Source organism: Streptomyces malachitofuscus, from assembly GCF_055571035.1.
On the sequence record NZ_JBVIGA010000021.1, the window covers coordinates 74,120 to 90,437 of the forward strand.

General features: G+C 71.8%; 11 protein-coding genes and 1 pseudogene. 4 read left to right on the forward strand and 8 right to left on the reverse strand.

All coding sequences use genetic code 11. From position 1 onward, the window contains the following. Window positions 1–74: 74 nt before the first annotated feature. From ACZ44S_RS27695 to ACZ44S_RS27730, 8 genes and pseudogenes are all read right to left on the reverse strand, one after another. The gene (locus ACZ44S_RS27695; RefSeq protein ID WP_466933623.1) at window positions 75–1,694 is read right to left on the reverse strand and encodes a DEAD/DEAH box helicase; all 1,620 of its coding nucleotides are present in this window, start codon (window positions 1,692–1,694) and stop codon (window positions 75–77) included. A 222-nt stretch (window positions 1,695–1,916) separates the two neighbouring features. Then, window positions 1,917–2,576 (reverse strand): annotated as a pseudogene (locus tag ACZ44S_RS27700) (MFS transporter); the annotation flags it as partial. 261 nt (window positions 2,577–2,837) lie between these two features. After that, window positions 2,838–3,626, reverse strand: coding sequence for an SAM-dependent methyltransferase (locus ACZ44S_RS27705; protein WP_466933625.1), 789 nt, complete (start codon window positions 3,624–3,626; stop codon window positions 2,838–2,840). Between the two features lie 115 nt (window positions 3,627–3,741). Continuing rightward, a complete protein-coding gene (locus ACZ44S_RS27710; protein ID WP_466933627.1) occupies window positions 3,742–5,013 on the reverse strand; it encodes a vWA domain-containing protein in 1,272 nt (423 codons plus the stop codon). Next, complete coding sequence (locus ACZ44S_RS27715) at window positions 5,010–6,230, reverse strand: AAA family ATPase (RefSeq protein ID WP_466933628.1); 1,221 nt, start codon at window positions 6,228–6,230, stop codon at window positions 5,010–5,012. Before ACZ44S_RS27715 ends, ACZ44S_RS27710 begins: the two co-directional genes overlap by 4 nt. A gap of 63 nt (window positions 6,231–6,293) precedes the next feature. Next, entirely contained in the window at window positions 6,294–7,694 is a 1,401-nt protein-coding gene (locus ACZ44S_RS27720) for a hypothetical protein (RefSeq protein ID WP_466933630.1), read from the reverse strand. A gap of 155 nt (window positions 7,695–7,849) precedes the next feature. Further along, window positions 7,850–9,484, reverse strand: a complete 1,635-nt coding sequence (locus ACZ44S_RS27725) for a fucose isomerase (RefSeq protein WP_466933632.1) — start codon at window positions 9,482–9,484, stop codon at window positions 7,850–7,852. Window positions 9,485–9,994: 510 nt separating this feature from the next. Next, complete coding sequence (locus ACZ44S_RS27730) at window positions 9,995–11,470, reverse strand: FGGY-family carbohydrate kinase (protein WP_466933633.1); 1,476 nt, start codon at window positions 11,468–11,470, stop codon at window positions 9,995–9,997. A gap of 266 nt (window positions 11,471–11,736) precedes the next feature. Here ACZ44S_RS27730 and ACZ44S_RS27735 point away from each other — a divergent pair, with 266 nt between their 5' ends. The 4 genes from ACZ44S_RS27735 to ACZ44S_RS27750 all read left to right on the forward strand — a co-directional run bounded on the left by ACZ44S_RS27735 (window position 11,737) and on the right by ACZ44S_RS27750 (window position 16,186). Next, window positions 11,737–12,828, forward strand: coding sequence for a glycoside hydrolase family 172 protein (locus ACZ44S_RS27735; protein ID WP_466933635.1), 1,092 nt, complete (start codon window positions 11,737–11,739; stop codon window positions 12,826–12,828). 172 nt (window positions 12,829–13,000) lie between these two features. Then, on the forward strand, window positions 13,001–14,377 hold the full coding sequence (locus tag ACZ44S_RS27740) for an ABC transporter substrate-binding protein (RefSeq protein ID WP_466933637.1): 1,377 nt from the start codon (window positions 13,001–13,003) through the stop codon (window positions 14,375–14,377). Further along, window positions 14,374–15,345 (forward strand): carbohydrate ABC transporter permease, encoded by a 972-nt coding sequence (locus ACZ44S_RS27745; RefSeq protein WP_466933639.1) that lies wholly within the window; start codon window positions 14,374–14,376, stop codon window positions 15,343–15,345. The genes ACZ44S_RS27740 and ACZ44S_RS27745 overlap by 4 nt, the downstream gene beginning before the upstream one ends. Next, window positions 15,335–16,186 carry a carbohydrate ABC transporter permease gene (locus ACZ44S_RS27750; protein ID WP_466933641.1) on the forward strand — a complete coding sequence of 284 codons (852 nt, stop codon included), beginning with the start codon at window positions 15,335–15,337 and terminating at the stop codon, window positions 16,184–16,186. The genes ACZ44S_RS27745 and ACZ44S_RS27750 overlap by 11 nt, the downstream gene beginning before the upstream one ends. Window positions 16,187–16,318 lie beyond the last annotated feature (132 nt).

The window sequence follows — 16,318 nt, forward strand, 5'->3', positions numbered from 1 at the left end:
AGGGTCCACGTCCGGCTGGTTCCCGCCATGCCGCAACTGTGCGGTGGGGAGCCGTGGTGCCCTGGGGGCCCTGGCTAGGCCGCGCGGTCCGTGGCGGGCTTCGTCCGTGGCCTGCGGCGCGGTGCCTCACCGGAGCGCCGCCCCTGGGCGGAGCGGTCCTGCGCGGGCCGCTCCCCGGAGGTGCGGCCGCGCTGTGCGGTACCGCCCTCGGCGGCGGGTGTCTGCGCGTCGCGCCCCTGCTTGGTGCGGCCCCGGGCGTTGCGGCCGCGGCCACGGGAGGAGGAGGCGGCGCGGCGGGGGCGTTCCACGACCGGCGCCGCGATGACGACCGGAACGCCCGAGGGGGCCTGGGCGCCCGTGATGCGGCTCAGCTCCGCGTCTCCCGACCGCACCTGGGTGATGCGCGGGGTGATGCCCGCCTGTGCCATCAGCCGGCTGATGTCGCGCCGCTGGTCGCGTGTCACCAGGGTGATGACGCTGCCGGACTCGCCGGCGCGGGCCGTGCGTCCGCCGCGGTGCAGATAGTCCTTGGGGTCGCCGGGGGGATCGACGTTGACGACCAGATCGAGGTTGTCCACGTGAATGCCCCGGGCCGCGACGTTCGTCGCCACCAGCACCGTCACCAGCCCGTCCTTGAACTGGGTGAGGGTCCGGGTGCGCTGGGGCTGCGACTTGCCGCCGTGCAGGGCCGCCGCGCGCACGCCGTTGTTCAGCAGGTGCTTGGTCAGCCGGTCCACCGCGTGCTTGGTGTCCAGGAACATGATCACCCGGCCGTCCCGTGCCGCGATCTCGGTCGTCGTCCGGCGCTTGTCCGTGTCGTCGACGTGGAGCACGTGGTGTTCCATCGTCGTGACCGCGCCCGCGGAGGGGTCGACGGAGTGGACCACCGGGTCGTTGAGGTAGCGCCGTACGAGCTGGTCCACGTTGCGGTCGAGCGTGGCCGAGAAGAGCAGCCGCTGGCCGTCGGCCCGCACCTGGTCGAGGAGCCTGGTGACCTGTGGCAGGAAGCCCATGTCGGCCATCTGGTCGGCCTCGTCGAGGACGGTGACGGTGACCTCGTCCAGGACGCAGTCCCCGCGGTCGATGAGGTCCTTGAGCCGCCCGGGCGTCGCGACGACGACTTCCGCGCCGGCCCGCAGCGCACTGGCCTGCTTGCCGATGGACAGTCCGCCGACCACGGTGGCGAGCCGCAGCCGCACCGAGCGGGCGTACGGCGTCAGCGCGTCGGTGACCTGGCCGGCCAGCTCGCGCGTGGGCACGAGGACGAGGGCAAGCGGGCGCCGGGGTTCGGCGCGACGGCCCGCGGTGCGGGCCAGCAGCGCCAGCCCGAAGGCGAGGGTCTTGCCCGAACCGGTACGGCCCCGGCCGAGCACGTCACGGCCGGCCAGGGAGTTCGGCAGTGTGGCCGCCTGGATGGGGAACGGTTCGGTGACGCCTTCCCCACGGAGGGTGGCCAGGATCTCCCCCGGCAGGGCGAGTTCGTCGAAGGCGTCCACGGCGGGAAGCGCGGGGGTGGTGGTCACCGGGAGGGCGAACTCCCCGGTCACCGGGGTCCGGCGGCTCGCGGAGCCCTTGGAACGCCGCTGCGCACCGATGCGATCGGCCGGGGCACCCCTACGGCCGCCGCCCTGTCCGGCACCCTGACCGCCGGAGCGGGTGCGGGCCGTTCGCTTGTTCGCGCGTGCCTGTGTCAAGTGGAACCTTCCTTGATGTGGCACGTATCAAGGAATGTCCGCCGCAGTGGTACAACGCAGGGAATTGCAAGAACGAGCCGGAGAACGAGGGGGTCACGTCGGCTGTTCCGCCCGGTTCATGAGACGGGACCATGGCGTAGGGGCGGTTCTGCCGACCCTGCGGCCTGTCGATGACCACGGCTACAACGAGAGCGACACTAACACGGCGCGGTCGAACCCGTATCAGGGAGTCGTGGGCGTGACCCGGCCGCCCGGATGGCGCAGGGCGCAGAGGAAGGCGATGCCGAGGGCGATCGCCATGCCGTAGGACACCCACTGGTTGGCCTCGGCGAAGTCCATGCGCACCGCCGCCATGGTCTCCCGCAGGGCTGCGGAGGCCGCACCCTCTGCTTCGGGGACCCGGGTGTCACCGCCTCCCGTGACGGCCTGGGTGACCTGACGTGCGACGTCCCGGGTCTCGTCCTGCGGCGGCCCCCGCGCCCGCAGGGTGGTGACGACCTCGTCGGTGGTGACATGGGTGAGGACGGTTCCGAAGACGGCCGGGCCCACGCTCGCCGCGTAGTGGCGGACGGTCTGGGTGATGCCCGTCACCTCGCCGTAGGAGGCGCCGATGGCCCGGTTGACGGCGTGCGTGGAGGCCGGGGCGAGGACGAAGCCGACGGCCGCGCCGGCGAGGGCCGCACAGGGCCGCTGGTCGTGCATCGACAGGTCGGTCGGCTCGCCCGCCCGGAGCGCGAAGCCGACGGCCCCGAGCGCGGTTCCCAGCTTCGGTGCGGGCCGCGCCCCGCGCTTGTCGAGGATGCGCCCGCCCCACGGAAAGGCGAGGGCGAAACCCGCGAAGAAGTACAGCAGGAAGAGGGCGGCCCGGTTGGGTGAGGCGCTGCATGCCGGAGGAGGACAGGCCGAGTCCGTGGACGATGTCCGGCGCCGCGATGGCCACGTTCGTCTGGTCGATGAACGTCGTCGACACGCGAACAGCATGGCCGCCGCACCGCCGACGGGGCATCGGGCGCGGCCGCGCCGGGCTCTGGGGACGGGGCAACTCATTCGCCCAGTCTGCGGTCGCAACAGGGGGCTGCATCCCGGGACCGCGGAGGTGCTTTCCGCGGCCGACCGTTGAGCGGTGGTGGTCGCGCGGGCGTGTCAGCCCAGACGTGCCACCCCGGCGTAGATGCCGCTGTCCTCGGGCTCCGGCGCGGGAGACGACCGGAACCACTCCGGTGCCGTCACCAGGCCGGGCTCGACGAGGTCCAGGCCGTCGAAGAAGCGGGCCACCCCCTCACGGGTGCGGAAACCGAGGCGGATGCCCGCCCGGGCGTACTCGGCGGTGACCTGCTCGGCCAGCTCCGTCAGACGGTCGGAAGCGGCGTGCGACAGCACCAGGTAACTGCCGGACGGGAGCGCGGCGAGCAGCTCGCCGACGATGCCGTGGGGGTCCTGGTCGTCGGGGATGAAATGCATGAGCGCGATCAGGGACAGTGCGATCGGGCGGTCGAAGTCGAGCACCTCGCGCGCGTGCTCGATGATCCCGCCCGGGCGGCGCACGTCGGCCTGGATGTAGTCGGTGATTCCTTCCAGGCTGCTGACCAGCAGCGCCTCGGCGTGCCGCAGCACGATCGGATCGTTGTCCGTGTAGACGACCCTCGCGTGGGGGACCATGCCCTGCACGATCTGGTGCAGGTTCGGCTCGGTGGGTATGCCCGTGCCGATGTCCAGGAACTGGTCGATGCCCTGGCCCGCGAGCCAGGCCGCGGCCCGGTTCATGAACTGACGGTTCTGCCGCGCCCCGTCGCGCGCCTCGGGCGGCAGCTTCTCCCCCACCGCCTCGTCCACCGGATAGTTGTCCTTGCCGCCCAGCAGCCAGTCGTAGACCCGTGCGGGGTGCGCCTTGCTGGTGTCGATCTGCGGAGGTTCGGGGGTGTTCACCGACATGAGGGGCTCCGTCCCACGGGTGGTTCACGGTCGCTGATGATCATCAGTCTCGCACATCAACTCGCGGCGGACGGGCGGCATTTGCTACGGGCCGACGGGTGCCTGCACCACACCCTCAGCCCGCCACCGGTCCCCCGCCGATGGTCACCACGCGTGCCCAGTCGGGCGGGGAGTGCGGTACGTGGTCCGGGTTCTCCTCACTCCAGGAACTGCGGGAGGGCTGCCGGGGAAAGAGGCCGACCACCGTCCGGCACGGGGGCCGTGAACCCGGCCAGCGCGTCTGGCCGTCGGTGAGGACGACGAGGACATCCGGGCGGGGCCGCGAGGAGAGCGCTCTGGCGAAACCGGTCCGCAGGTCCGTGCCGCCGCCGCCCACCAGCGGAATCCCCTCGGCGCGGCACAGTCGGTGCACGTCATGGGCCGCCGCGTCGCACGGCACCACGGAGACCATGTCGCTGCGGCCGCCCACCGCGCGGGAGATCGCCGTGACCTCCAGCAGCGCACCGCCCAGTTCGGCGTCGCTGACGGAGCCCGAGGTGTCGATGACGACCGACACCCGGGGCGGTGTACGCCGCAGGCTCGGCAGCACGGCGCCGGGTACCCCGGCCGACCGTCGCGCCGGCCGGCCGTAGCTGTAGTCGTCGCCCGCGCCGGAGCCGCAGACGGCGGAGCGCAGCGCGGCACCCAGCAGCTCGCGCCAGGGCTGGGGCGGGTGGAACGCCTCCTCCGCCCAACGCCGCCACCGCTTCGGCGCGTTGCCCGGCCGGGCCGTGATGCCCTGCGCCACCCGGAAGCGGACCGCGTCCCGTTCCTGGTCGGTGAGGCCGTGCGCACCGTCCGGGCCCAGGTCCCAATCCCGTTCGAGCCCGTCGGCGCCGCTTCCGCAGTCCAGCCAGACCATGCCCTGGGTGTACGGGCCCAGCCGGAACTGGCGCAGGTAGTCCTCCATCAACTCGCCGGGCTCCAGCCCCAGCGTCTCCGGGAGGATCACGTCGTCGGGGGGTCGCAGCCCGTCCCCGTACACGTCGTCGTTGATCTCGCAGTCGGCGGCGATGTTCATCCGCAACCGCTCCCCCGGGCCGTTCAGTCCGCGCTCGCGGGCCACCCGGTCGCTGCGTCCGTGGTGGTCGCGCAGCAGGTGGGACACCTCGTGCACCCAGACGCCGGCCAGTTCCTCCACGGGCGTGGCGTCGACGAACACCGGCGAGACGTAGCACCGCCAGTGCCGGTCGACGGCCATCGTGGGGACGACCAGGGACTCGACGGGGTGCAGCGCGAACAGGGCCGTGGCGAGGTAGGGCCGGGCGCGGGCGGCCTGCAGCCGGGCGGCGAGGAGTTTGCCGAGGTCGAGCGCGGGGGCGGTGGTCGCCGCGGGGTGCCCGGTCATCGGCCCGCCTCCGCCCGGGCCGCGGCGCGGTCGGCGCGCCGGGACAGCGACACGGCCCCGGTGAGCCGTTCGATCGTCGCCGGTACGTCCCAGTCCTCCCGGCGCAGGGCGGCGAGGGTGGTCGCGGGGACGACGACCAGGTCGGGCGCCCCGGTGTCGACGGCGCGGGCGAGGAGCGCCCAGGCGGCGTCCCAGCGGGACTTCTCCGGGCGGGCGCGCACGGCGGCCACCACCGCGTCCAGCGCGGCCTGACGCAGATCGCCCCGCTCGGGCAGCTCGGCGCCCGCCGGGTCGGCGAGCAGCACCTCGGGGTCGGGCAGGTCCATCCGGTCCAGGCTCGCCAGCAGTTCCAGGCCCGGACCGTCACCGACGGTGCCCCGGACCAGCAGCGAGAGGACGTCGCGGGAGGATCCGGCGGCGGTCGCGAAGGCGATCAGGTGCAGGGTCATCTCCCAGCTGCGCGGCGAGGGCCAGGGGCCGCCCCGGCGTGTTTCGCCGTTGGGCAGCCGGTGCACCAGCGGGGGCCGGGCGGTGAGGAACTCGCACACCGCCCGGCGGGCGAAGGACACCGCCTCGGGGAGCTTCCGCGGGTCGAGCCGGGGCAGTGTGGCACGGGGCCAGGTCCCGCCGAGGCCGCGGACGACGACCTCGTGATCGTGGGTCCAGTTCAGATGCACGAACCGGTTGGCCAGCGGTGGGCTGAGCTCCCAGCCGTCGGCCGCCGAGGCGCGCGGGTTGGCGGCGGCGACGATCCGTACGCCGGGTGGCAGGCGGAGTGCGCCGATGCGCCGTTCGAGCACGAGCCGCAGCAGGGCGGCCTGCACGGCGGGCGGGGCGGTGGACAGTTCGTCCAGGAACAACAGGCCCCGGCCGGCCCGGACCAGGCGTACCGCCCAGTCCGGCGGGGCCATGGGGACGCCCTGCTCGGCGGGGTCGTCCCCGACGATGGGCAGTCCGGAGAAGTCGGACGGCTCGTGCACGCTGGCGATCACGGTGGTCAGGGGCAGGTCGAGGGCGGTGGCCAGCTGGGTGAGCGCGGCGGTCTTGCCGATTCCTGGCTCGCCCCAGAGCAGGACGGGCAGGTCGGCGGCGACGGCGAGGGTGAGCGCCTCCAGCTGGATGTCGGGGCGTGGTTCGGTGGTGGTGTCGCGCAGGAGGGTGAGCAGGTCGCCGGCGACGTGGAGCCGGGAGCCGGCGGTGAGGGCGGGTGCGGGCACGGGGCATCACCTGTGGGTGTGTGAAGTGGGCGGCGGGTGCGGGGGACGCGCGTTCCCCGGGGGTCAGCTGAAGGTCGCGTGGCGGGGACGGGCACGGCGGTCGCCGGGCCGGGCGCGCGCGGGAGCGACCCGGTGGTCCGCGGGTCCGGCGAGGCCGGACCGGTACAGCCCGTGCTCGAGCCGCCGCAGCGCGGCCGCTTCGAGTTCGTCCCGCAGGGGGCCGCCGCGCAACCGCGCGTTGGGGCCGAGCAGGTTCTCGACGACGGCCAGGGCGCCGGTGATGTCTCCGTGGTCCAGCCGTTCGCGTACGCCGGTGAGGCAGTCCGGTCGCCGGTGCGCGCGGTCGATGGTCTGCAGGCAGGGCAGCGGTGTTCCGGTCAGTTCGGCCAGCAGTTCCTCCCGCCGGATCTCGTCCTCGGCGTGGTCCAGGGGGACCAGCACGCCGTCGACCAGGCCGATCCGGTGCCGTGCTCCGCGGCAGTCCACGAGGTGCGGCTGCCCGGGATCCGGTACCGGCGGCGGTCCGGTCGCCGTGTGGCCGGGTACGAGCGCGGAGGCGACCAGGGGATGCAGTCGCCCCGCCTCGATCGCACCGGCCCGGAGCAGTCGGAGGTCGGGGAGGACGTGGGTCGCGGCATCCGGCAGGACGGGCGGCGCCGGCGCCGCTGGTGCGGTGTGTGGCGGCCCGGTCCGCAGGGTGTACGGAGCGGATCCGCCGCCGTCGCCGGGCAGGGTGAGGACCAGCCGGTGCCCGGCCCCGGCCCGCACGACCACGGCGCCGGAGGTGCGCCCCGCGTCGCGGAGCACGGTCCGGGCCTCGTCCGCCCAGCGGTCCACGGCGCAGCGGTGGCCCGGCGGAAGCAGCCCGGACGACACCGCCTCCCCCGCCTCGGGGCTGTCGGCGTTCGGCCTGTCGGCGCCGGCGCGGTGCCGCAGTTCGTGCGCGTGGCGTGCGTCCCACAGGTGACGGTGGAGGTCGAGCCGGAACCGCGGGCCGGGCCGCGGATGCGGATGCATGCGGGCGCCGTTCCGCAGCCGCGCGCCGTCCCACAGCGTGAGGCTCATGCGCTGGCCGCCGTCCGCCCACGCGGGCGGGGTCCGGACCACCAGATGAACCGGGCACGGCCCGTCCGGCCCCGTCGCGTCGTAGCGGGCCAGGGCGACGGTCAGGCCGGGGCGCAGCAGTCCGTCCGGGGCGACTCTCGGCATGTGCCAGCGCAGCAGGTCGGGCGCCAAGTGACGGAGGTCCGAGCGGACTTGGGCCGCGAGTTCCCTGCCGTGGGTGCGGGCCAGATCGCGCAGGCGCAGGTCGACGTCCACGCTCGCGGCGGCGCATGCGCCCGCCCAGTCGCCGACGCCTCGGCGGGCGGTCGCGGTCTCGATCATGGAGGCCGGCACGGCGTAGGCGCGCACGCGCGGCCAGAAGGAAAGGCGGGAGTTCCCGTCCGGTGCGGGTGGGTGCATCAGCACTCACCTTGCGTGGACGGGACCCCCATTCTGTACACGGAGTGAGTGGTCATCGCGGCGAGCATAGCCCTCGCGTCACGCTGTGTCAGGCGGGTTTTCCCGCCCCGGTGCGCGGGTTCGGCGGTGCGCCCGCCGCGACGCCAAGGTGTGGTTCACAGGGGCACGTCTCCGCACAGGTGCACCTCGACGCCCAGCTCGGCGAAGAGGGCGGCCTTGGCGCGCAGTGCCTTGTCGGCGGTCTCCGCGTCGGGGGCGTAGGCGACGTTGAGGTGGTTGGCGCGGTGGCGGGCCATGAACTGGTCGCGGGTGACGCCGTGCAGGACCGCGTGCATGATCGGCCACTGGTGGTTGGTGGCGTCGAGCCGGCGCCGGGTCTCCTCCTCCGGCAGTTCGACGGCGCTCGCCCGGCCGAGGTCGACGTGAAGTCGGCCGTCCATGAGGAACACGCGCGACCAGACGATCTCCCCGGGCTTGGAGACACCGCTGAGGGTGCCGCCGCCGAGGGGGAAGAACATCGGGGGCTGGCGCATGCTGTACGACTTGTCGTAGCCGCCGTTGTGGGAGGCGGGGACGGAGCCGGAGATCTCGAAGACCCAGACGAACCGGCCCTCGTACTCCTCGCCCCAGCGGATGTCGTGCAGCGTGGTGGCCGGGTCCAGGCCCATCGCCGTCCAGATCCGGTTGGTGACCAGGGAGTCGACGGCGACGCCCTCGTCGACCTCGTTGAAGTGCGGCAGGGGCGCGCCCGGGTACAGCTCGCGGGCGCCGTCGCGGCTGCGTACGGGCGGACGCTGCACGTTGTTCAGCAGGCCCTCGGCGAGGTCGCTGGCCGGGACGGTGTCCTTGAGGCCCTGCTGGTACTGGATGCCGACCGCGTCGAGCCCGAAGTCGTCGGAGATGCGCAGCGCGGCTATGTACATCTTGAACTGGCTGAGCAGCTGGGCGTCGGTGAGTTCGGTGGCCTCGTCGGTGCCGGTGTGGAACGTCATTCCGGCGTCGTCCAGCCACGCACGGACGGCCCGGGCCTCCTCGTCGGAGACCTTGTTCATCTCGGCGACGAGGGCGCTCTGCGAGAGGCGTTCCTTGTAGATGCCGAGGGGGTTGAGGAGTTCGTCGTCGATGATGGCGTTGTACATGCCCATGCAGCCCTCGTCGAAGACGCCGATGATCGCCTTCTCCTCGCGCAGCTGCCGGGCGAGGGCGGTGCCGAGTTCGGTCTCCGCGTCCTTCGGGAGCGGCGGCAGGGGGCGGACGTGGCTGCTGTCGTGGGTGAGCTCACCCGTCTCCAGCCAGGTGCGCAGTCCGTCTCGGGCCCAGGTGTCGGTGAAGTCGGGACTCCACAGGACCGAGTAGTCGCGGCCTGCCTTGGTGAGGCTGCCGGCCAGGTTCAGCAGGCCGACGAGGCCCGGGAACTCGCCGCTCCAGTTGGCGACGACCAGGATGGGGCCCTCGTGGTCGCGCAGCCCGGCGAGGACGTGGTGGCTGTACTGCCACACGGCCTCGACGACGATCAGCGGAGCGTTCCTGGGCAGGTCCTTGAAGACCTCGATGCCGGCGCGCTGGCTGTCGATGAAGCCGTGGCCCTTGGTCTCGTCGACGGGGTGGCCGCGGCGGACCGTCCAGCCGAGGTCGGCGACGGCGGCCGCGAGGTCGTTCTCCAGCTTCTCCTGGGTGGGCCAGCAGGTGGTGTTGGCGGCGGGGCGGAGGTCGCCGCTGGCCACGGTGTAGACGGTGTTCGGCTCGGCGGCCGGCGGCCGGCGGAGCTCGGGCAGGGTGTACGCGGTCATGCGTTCTCCGTTGGTAGTGCGTCCGGCCCGGGTTGGTGCGGGCGGAGTTCTGTCGGTCGGTCTTCGGGGGCGGGGGTGGGGCGAGCACGGGGGACGGGGGCGGTGGGTGGGTACGTCGGGGCCGGGGCGGGCGCGGGGGCGCCCACGGCGGGTGGGTACGTCGGGGCCGGGGCGAGCGCGGGGGCGCCCACGGCGGGTGGGTACGTCGGGGCCGGGGCGGGGGTGTCCGTCCTCGGACCGGCGCGGATCACGTCACTTGGAGAGGTGCGGGGCGCGAACGCGCCGGCCACTGCGGGCGAACACCCCCGCCCCGACCCCTCCACGCCGTCGGCAGCTTTCCGCGCTCCGCGGGCAGTCGCTCACCTCGTCGGCCGCGGGCAGTCGTGCCGCTGGGGCGGCACGGGTGGGCGGTGGGGGTACCTCCCGCTCGAGCGAAGTCGAGAGTGGGGGAGGCACCCCGCCGGCGCCGGGCTGCGCAGACATCCCCCGGCCCGCACCCACACGGAGCACTCACCGCTCCTGCACCGAGGCCAGCGCATGCACCGTCGCCATGGTGTCCGGGTACAGCCGCCGGTACAGCGCGTACAGCTCGTCATAGCACCCCGCATACGACGCCCGAGGGGCCACCGTCTCCCGCACCGGGTTCCAGTCGTCGACGGACACCGCCGAGACGAGCTGTGCGGCCAGCAGGGCGCCCCCGTAGCTCGCCCCGATGGTGACGGCACGCAGTTCCTGCGGGCGCCCGGTGATGTCCGAGACGATCTGTGTCCACAGCGAGCCCTGGGTGCCGCCGCCCACGGCGACCACGCGCCGGATGTCGCCGCCGGCCGCCTCGATGCCCTCGATGTTGTGGCGTACGCCGAACCCGGTGGCTTCCAGCGCGGCCCGGTAGAGGTCGCCCCGGGTGTGGGAGAGGGTCAGCCCGGCGATCACTCCCCGGGCGTCGGGGTCCATGACGGGAGTGCGTTCGCCGGAGAAGTACGGGAGCATCAGCAGTCCGTTGGCACCGGGGCCGGACTCGGTGGCGAGGCGGGTGAGCGCACCGTGGTCGGCGTCGGCGAACAGGTCGCGCAGCCAGTTGGTGACGGCACCGGAGGTGGCCATGCCGCCGGCCAGGTTACGGGTGCCGGGCAGTGCGCCGACGGTGCCCCACAGGGACGCGCTGGTGAGCGGCTCGGGCACGGTGTGGATCAGAAACATGGTCGTGCCATACATGAGCATCAGGTCACCGGTGTGCTGCGCTCCGACGCTGAGTGCTTCCGCCCAGGCGTCGATGGTGCCGGTGGTGACGGGAATGCCGGCGGGCAGGCCGGTCTCACGGGCCGCCTCGGCGGTGACGACGCCGGCCGTCTCGCCGGACCAGCGCAGCGGCGGCAGCTCGACACCCGGGGCCACCTCCGCCGCCCAGGGTTCGTACCAGTCGCCGGCATGGGTGTCGTACAGGGGGGTGCACTGGCTGGCCGAGTGGTGGTCGAGGACGTAGGCGCCGGTGAGCTTGCGGACCAGCCAGGAGCTGGGCATGTAGAGGCGGCGGGCCCGGCCGTAGATCTCGGGTTCCTCCTCCGCGACCCAGGCGATCTTGGGTCCGGCGGCCTGGGTGGTCAGGGCGGAGCCGCCGCGCCGGATGATCTCCTCGGCGCCGAGCTGCTCCTCGATGCGCCGGATCTGGGCGACCGAGCGCGTGTCCACGCCGTAGAGGATCGCGGGGCGCAGCGGCGTGTCGTGTTCGTCGGTCAGCAGGACGCAGGGGCCCATGCCGCTGACCCCGACGGCGACGACGGTGGTGTCAGCGGTCTCGGTCAGTTCCCGGGCCAGTGCGGTGAACTCGTCCCACCACACCGAGGCGTCCATCTCGAAGCGGCCGGGTCCCGGTCTGGCGGGGGTGTGCTCCCGTACGGCGGAACGGATCAGCGTGCCGTCGAGGCCGACGAGGACGCCCTTGCTGCTCGAGGTGCCGATGTCCACACCGATGACTGCGTTGCCCATGACGAGCAACCTTGCAGAAATCGATTTCAGCGTCAAGGGAGCACGCGGAAGTGCCAGCTACTCCGGAATGCGGCACGTCAGCAGCGTGTGGAGATGTCGGCAAGCGACCTCGCGTCTCACCTCTTGACACCCCTGGGGACCCGTCCTACGTTTCGGTGAAATGGATTTCAGAGGTGATCGCCGACGCTTCGACGCACCTCGTCCGAGCGCCACCATCTGTAGGGTGCCCGGCGCACCGCAACCCCACCCACTGAAGGCAAGACACGATGACGACCTTTGGACTCGACGGCATCTCGCGCAGGACGCGTGCCGTGAGCCGTTCCATCAGCGCCGAGAACTTCACCGGCGCCAAGTCCGGCGGCGGCCGTGCCACCGAGGGCACCGGAGCGGTGGCGGCGAGCCGGCTGGGGCCGGGCTGGAAGATCTCCCCCAGCATCGACATCGCCGCCGGCGAGACGGCGGTGCTCGCGGACATCGACGGTCCCGGCACCATCCGCCATCTGTGGTGCACCACCGACCCGCACCGGGCGTGGCGCGGCACCCTGCTGCGCATGTACTGGGAGGGCGAGGAGACCCCGGCCGTCGAGGTCCCGCTCGGCGACTTCTTCTGCAACGGCTGGAACACCTTCAGCCAGGTGTCGTCCGTGCCCGTCGCGGCCAACCCCAACGGCGGTTTCAACGCCTACTGGCCCATGCCGTTCCGCCGCAAGGCGCGCATCACGCTGGAGAACCTGACCGCCGAGAAGGTCACGCTCTACTACCAGGTGGACTACGAGCTGGACGAGGTCGGCGACGACGCGTCCTACTTCCACGCCCAGTGGCGGCGCAGCCACCCGGTGCCGTTCGGTGAGGAGCACACGCTGCTCGACGGCGTCACCGGCGCCGGCAGCTATGTCGGTACGTACCTGGCCTGGGGTGTCAACAGCCCGGGCTGGTGGGGCGAGGGCGAGCTGAAGTTCTTCCTCGACGGCGACGACGCCTACCCGACGATCTGCGGCACCGGCACCGAGGACTACTTCGGCGGCGCGTGGAACTTCGACGTGCCCGGTCAGGGCTACACCGCGTACACCACGCCGTATCTGGGCCTGAACCAGATCCTGCGTCCTGACGGGCTGTACAGCAGCCAGCAGCGTTTCGGGATGTACCGCTGGCACGTCCTGGACCCGATCCGCTTCGCCGAGGACCTCCGCGTCACCGTGCAGAGCCTCGGCATCGGTCCCGGCCAGGGCAACGGCCTGCCGCACCGCTACCGGCACACCAGCGACGACATCGCCAGCACCTCGCTGTTCTACCTGGACGCCCCGAGCTCGGCGTCCCTCCCGGCCACGCCGGATCTGCTCACCCTCGAAGTCGACTGACCGTCGTCGTACGGCACGTCGCTCACGGACAACCGGCGGCACACGCCGGTCATCGCGGTTCCGTCCGCCGGGCGGCCGGTCCTCCGCACGCGAGGGCCGGCCGCCCGCGGCCCGCCCCCCAGGCTCCGCTCTTCCTCACACGGCCCCATCCCACTCCGACAGGAGCGCACGCATGCTCCAGCACGGCAACGAAGCCGGGCACCCGGCCACGTCCCCCGGCGTCCCGCGCCGCCGCGTCCTCACCGCCATGGCGGGTGCGGGAGCCGCGGTGGCGTCCCCCGCGCTGCTCACCGGTTGCGGCACCGCACAGGCGAAGGGAGGCAACCTCCAGTTCTGGAACTTCTACGGGCCCCAGCGCTCGCCCGACCCGGCGATCAACGCGCAGTCCAAGTGGTTCGTCGACATGGTCGACCAGTGGAACGCCACCCACAAGCAGCAGATCGAGCTCGTCCATCTGCCGCAGCCGACCTATCTCAACGGGTTCAAGCTGCCGTCCGCCTTCGCCACCGGCGAGGGCCCCGACATCTTCATGCTCTCCCCCGGCGACTTCCTGCGCTACTACAACGGCGGCGTCCTGGAGGACCTCACTCCGCACATGGAGCAGGCGGCCATCGACGACTACGGCTCCGCGCTGGACAGCCGCAAGGTAGACGGCAAGGTCTACGCCCTCCCCATGGAGATCGAGCCGCTGGCCATGTTCTACTCCCGGAGCATCTGGGAGAAGGCCGGCCTGTCCGAGGCCGACATCCCCACCACCTGGGACCAGATGCTCGACATCGGCGACAAGCTGCGCTCGAAGACCACGGCCGGCCTCGTCTTCGAGACCAACCCGGGCTACTACCAGAACTTCACCTGGTACCCGTGGATGTGGCAGGGCGGAGGCGACGTCCTCGACGAGCGGGGCAACGTCGCCTTCGACTCCAGGGCCACGCGGCGGGCCCTGTCCTTCTGGCAGGACGCCGTGCGGCACGGCATCACGCCCCGCACCCTGCCCGCGGCCGGCGATGTGATCGGTGGCTTCAAGGCGGGCAACGTCGCCATGTGGCAGCAGGGCATCTGGCAGGTGTCCAGTTTCAAGGCGTTCGCGCCCGACTACGAGTACGGCGTGTTCAAGCTGCCCGTTCCCGACGGCGGCGAGTACGTCACCACCCTGGGCGGCTGGTCGTTCTGCGCCAACGCCCAGGGGCGCAACCCCGAGGCCGCGGCGGAGTTCTGCGTCTGGGCGCTGGGATCCATGAAGGACGATTCCATCAACCGCATGGTCGACTGGTGCACCGGCGCCAAGTCCGATGTGGCGCCGCGCGCCACGGCCCTGGAGCGGGGCGCCGCCAAGGGCGGCTACGACTCCGAGATCATGAAGAAGTTCAAGGACGAGATCTTCCCGGGCGGCCGCGCGGAGCCGCGCTATCCCCCGGTCGTCTACAAGGCGATCTCCGACGCCATCCAGGGGACCATGCTGGCCGGTCACGGCGTCGACGGCGCCACGGAACGGGCCGCCCGGTCCATCGAGGCCTACACCAAGAGCTACAAGGGGGCGAGCCTGATATGAGCAGCGTCGCCGCACAGGACCGACGGTCCGCCGGCACGGCCCCGGCGCAGGCGCCGGCCGCCTCCCCGGGGCGAATCAGGAGCCGCAAGCACCGCGAATGGCTGGCCGCCGGCCTGTTCCTCGCCCCCGACGTCCTCGGACTGCTGGTCTTCGTCGCCGTCCCGATGGTGCTGTCCGTGGTCCTGAGCTTCTACCAGGTCAGCGGCTTCGGCAGCTACGAGTGGATCGGGCTCGGCAACTACGAGCGGATGATGAACGACCCGCTCTTCTGGGACTCCATGAAGATCACCGGCCTGTACGTGGTGATCCTCGTCCCCGTGCTGTTCTGCGTGAGCCTGGCCCTGGGCCTGCTGGTCAAGCAGAAGCTGCCCGGCATGGGCGTGTACCGCACGGTGCTCTTCATGCCGTACGTGATCAGTCTCGTGGTGGTCGGCGTGCTGTGGAAGTTCCTGCTGGACGAGCAGACCGGCGCGGTCAACCGGGCCATGCGGGCGGCCGGCCTGGACGGCGAGTCCTGGCTCGGCAGCCCCTCCCTCGCCCTCGCCCTCGCCTGTGTCATCGCCGTCATGGTGTGGGTGATGATGGGCTACTACATGATCATCTTCCTGGCGGGTCTGCAGGAGATCCCCACGGAGTACTACGAGGCCGCGAAGCTCGACGGCTCGGGACCGTGGACCACGTTCCGCACGATCACCTGGCCGCTGCTCCGTCCCACCAGCTTCTTCGTGCTGCTGATGTCGACGGTCGCCGCCATCACCGGGGGCCTGGACCTGATCTTCGTCCTGACCAACGGCGGTCCCGCCAACGGCACCTCGCTGGCGATCTTCTACATCTACCAGCAGGCCTTCGGCTTCGGTGAGTACGGCTATGCGTCGGCCATGGGTTCGTTCCTGGTGCTGATCATGGTCGTCGTCTCCGCGGTCATCTTCAAGTTCACCAGGGGCGGGAGGTTCGACGATGGCGAGTGACACCATGGCGACGCAGGCGAGCGGCCGGCGCCGGCCGTTCTCCTCCCGCACCGGACTGACGGTCCTCGCCGTCGTCGTGACACTGATCAGCGTCCTGCCCGTGCTGTGGATGCTCACCTCGTCCTTCAAGACACGGGACACCGTCACCGACGGCAAGCTGATCCCCACGGACTTCACCTTCGACAACTTCGTGTACGTCTTCACGGAGGTGCCGTTCGCCCGTTATCTGTGGAACAGCTTCTTCATCCCCGCGGTGATCACCGTGGTGGCGCTGTTCTTCCACTCGATGGCCGCGTACGCGCTGGCCCGGCTCCGTTTCCCGGGTCGCGACAAGCTGTTCGGCGCGATCTTCGCGACGCTCCTGGTCACGGCGCCCGTGGTGCTGATCCCGCTGTTCCTGGTCGTGCGTGAGCTGGGCATGCTGGACAGCTACGCCGGTCTGATCATCCCGGCGATCTTCAACGCCTTCGGCATCTTCCTGCTGCGCCAGTTCTACCTGGGGCTGCCGAAGGAACTGGAGGAGGCCGCGGTGATCGACGGCTGCGGTCACTGGCGGGTGTACTGGAACATCGTGCTTCCGATGTCCCGGCCGATCCTGTCGGCACTGGCGATCTTCTTCTTCCTGGCCAACTGGAACGCCTTCGTCTGGCCGCTGGTCGCCACCAGTGACCAGGACCTGACGGTGGTCCAGCTCGGCATCGCCTCGTTCCAGACGCAGTACAGCTCCAACTGGAACTACATCCTGGCGGCGGCGACGATCGCGGCGCTCCCGATGCTGATCCTGTTCTTCGCCTTCCAGCGGCAGATCGTGGAGTCGGTCAAGACGTCCGGGCTGAAGTAGTCCCTGCACGAACGGCGCCGCCCCGGTCAAGGACCGGGGCGGGGGGGCCTTTTTTGGGGGGCGGGTTCTTATGGGGCGGTCTCCTCCTTCCTCCCCTTTCGGATGGGGTGGAACAAACCCACCCCCGGGAGA

What these genes read in the sequence shown, in the direction of transcription:
- ACZ44S_RS27705 (WP_466933625.1), bottom strand. Translation starts at nt 3,626, where the DNA reads ATGTCGGTGAACACCCCCGAACCTCCGCAGATCGACACCAGCAAGGCG.
- ACZ44S_RS27710 (WP_466933627.1), bottom strand. Translation starts at nt 5,013, where the DNA reads ATGACCGGGCACCCCGCGGCGACCACCGCCCCCGCGCTCGACCTCGGC.
- ACZ44S_RS27720 (WP_466933630.1), bottom strand. Translation starts at nt 7,694, where the DNA reads ATGCACCCACCCGCACCGGACGGGAACTCCCGCCTTTCCTTCTGGCCG.
- ACZ44S_RS27725 (WP_466933632.1), bottom strand. Translation starts at nt 9,484, where the DNA reads ATGACCGCGTACACCCTGCCCGAGCTCCGCCGGCCGCCGGCCGCCGAG.
- ACZ44S_RS27730 (WP_466933633.1), bottom strand. Translation starts at nt 11,470, where the DNA reads ATGGGCAACGCAGTCATCGGTGTGGACATCGGCACCTCGAGCAGCAAG.
- ACZ44S_RS27735 (WP_466933635.1), top strand. Translation starts at nt 11,737, where the DNA reads ATGACGACCTTTGGACTCGACGGCATCTCGCGCAGGACGCGTGCCGTG.
- ACZ44S_RS27740 (WP_466933637.1), top strand. Translation starts at nt 13,001, where the DNA reads ATGCTCCAGCACGGCAACGAAGCCGGGCACCCGGCCACGTCCCCCGGC.
- ACZ44S_RS27745 (WP_466933639.1), top strand. Translation starts at nt 14,374, where the DNA reads ATGAGCAGCGTCGCCGCACAGGACCGACGGTCCGCCGGCACGGCCCCG.
- ACZ44S_RS27750 (WP_466933641.1), top strand. Translation starts at nt 15,335, where the DNA reads ATGGCGAGTGACACCATGGCGACGCAGGCGAGCGGCCGGCGCCGGCCG.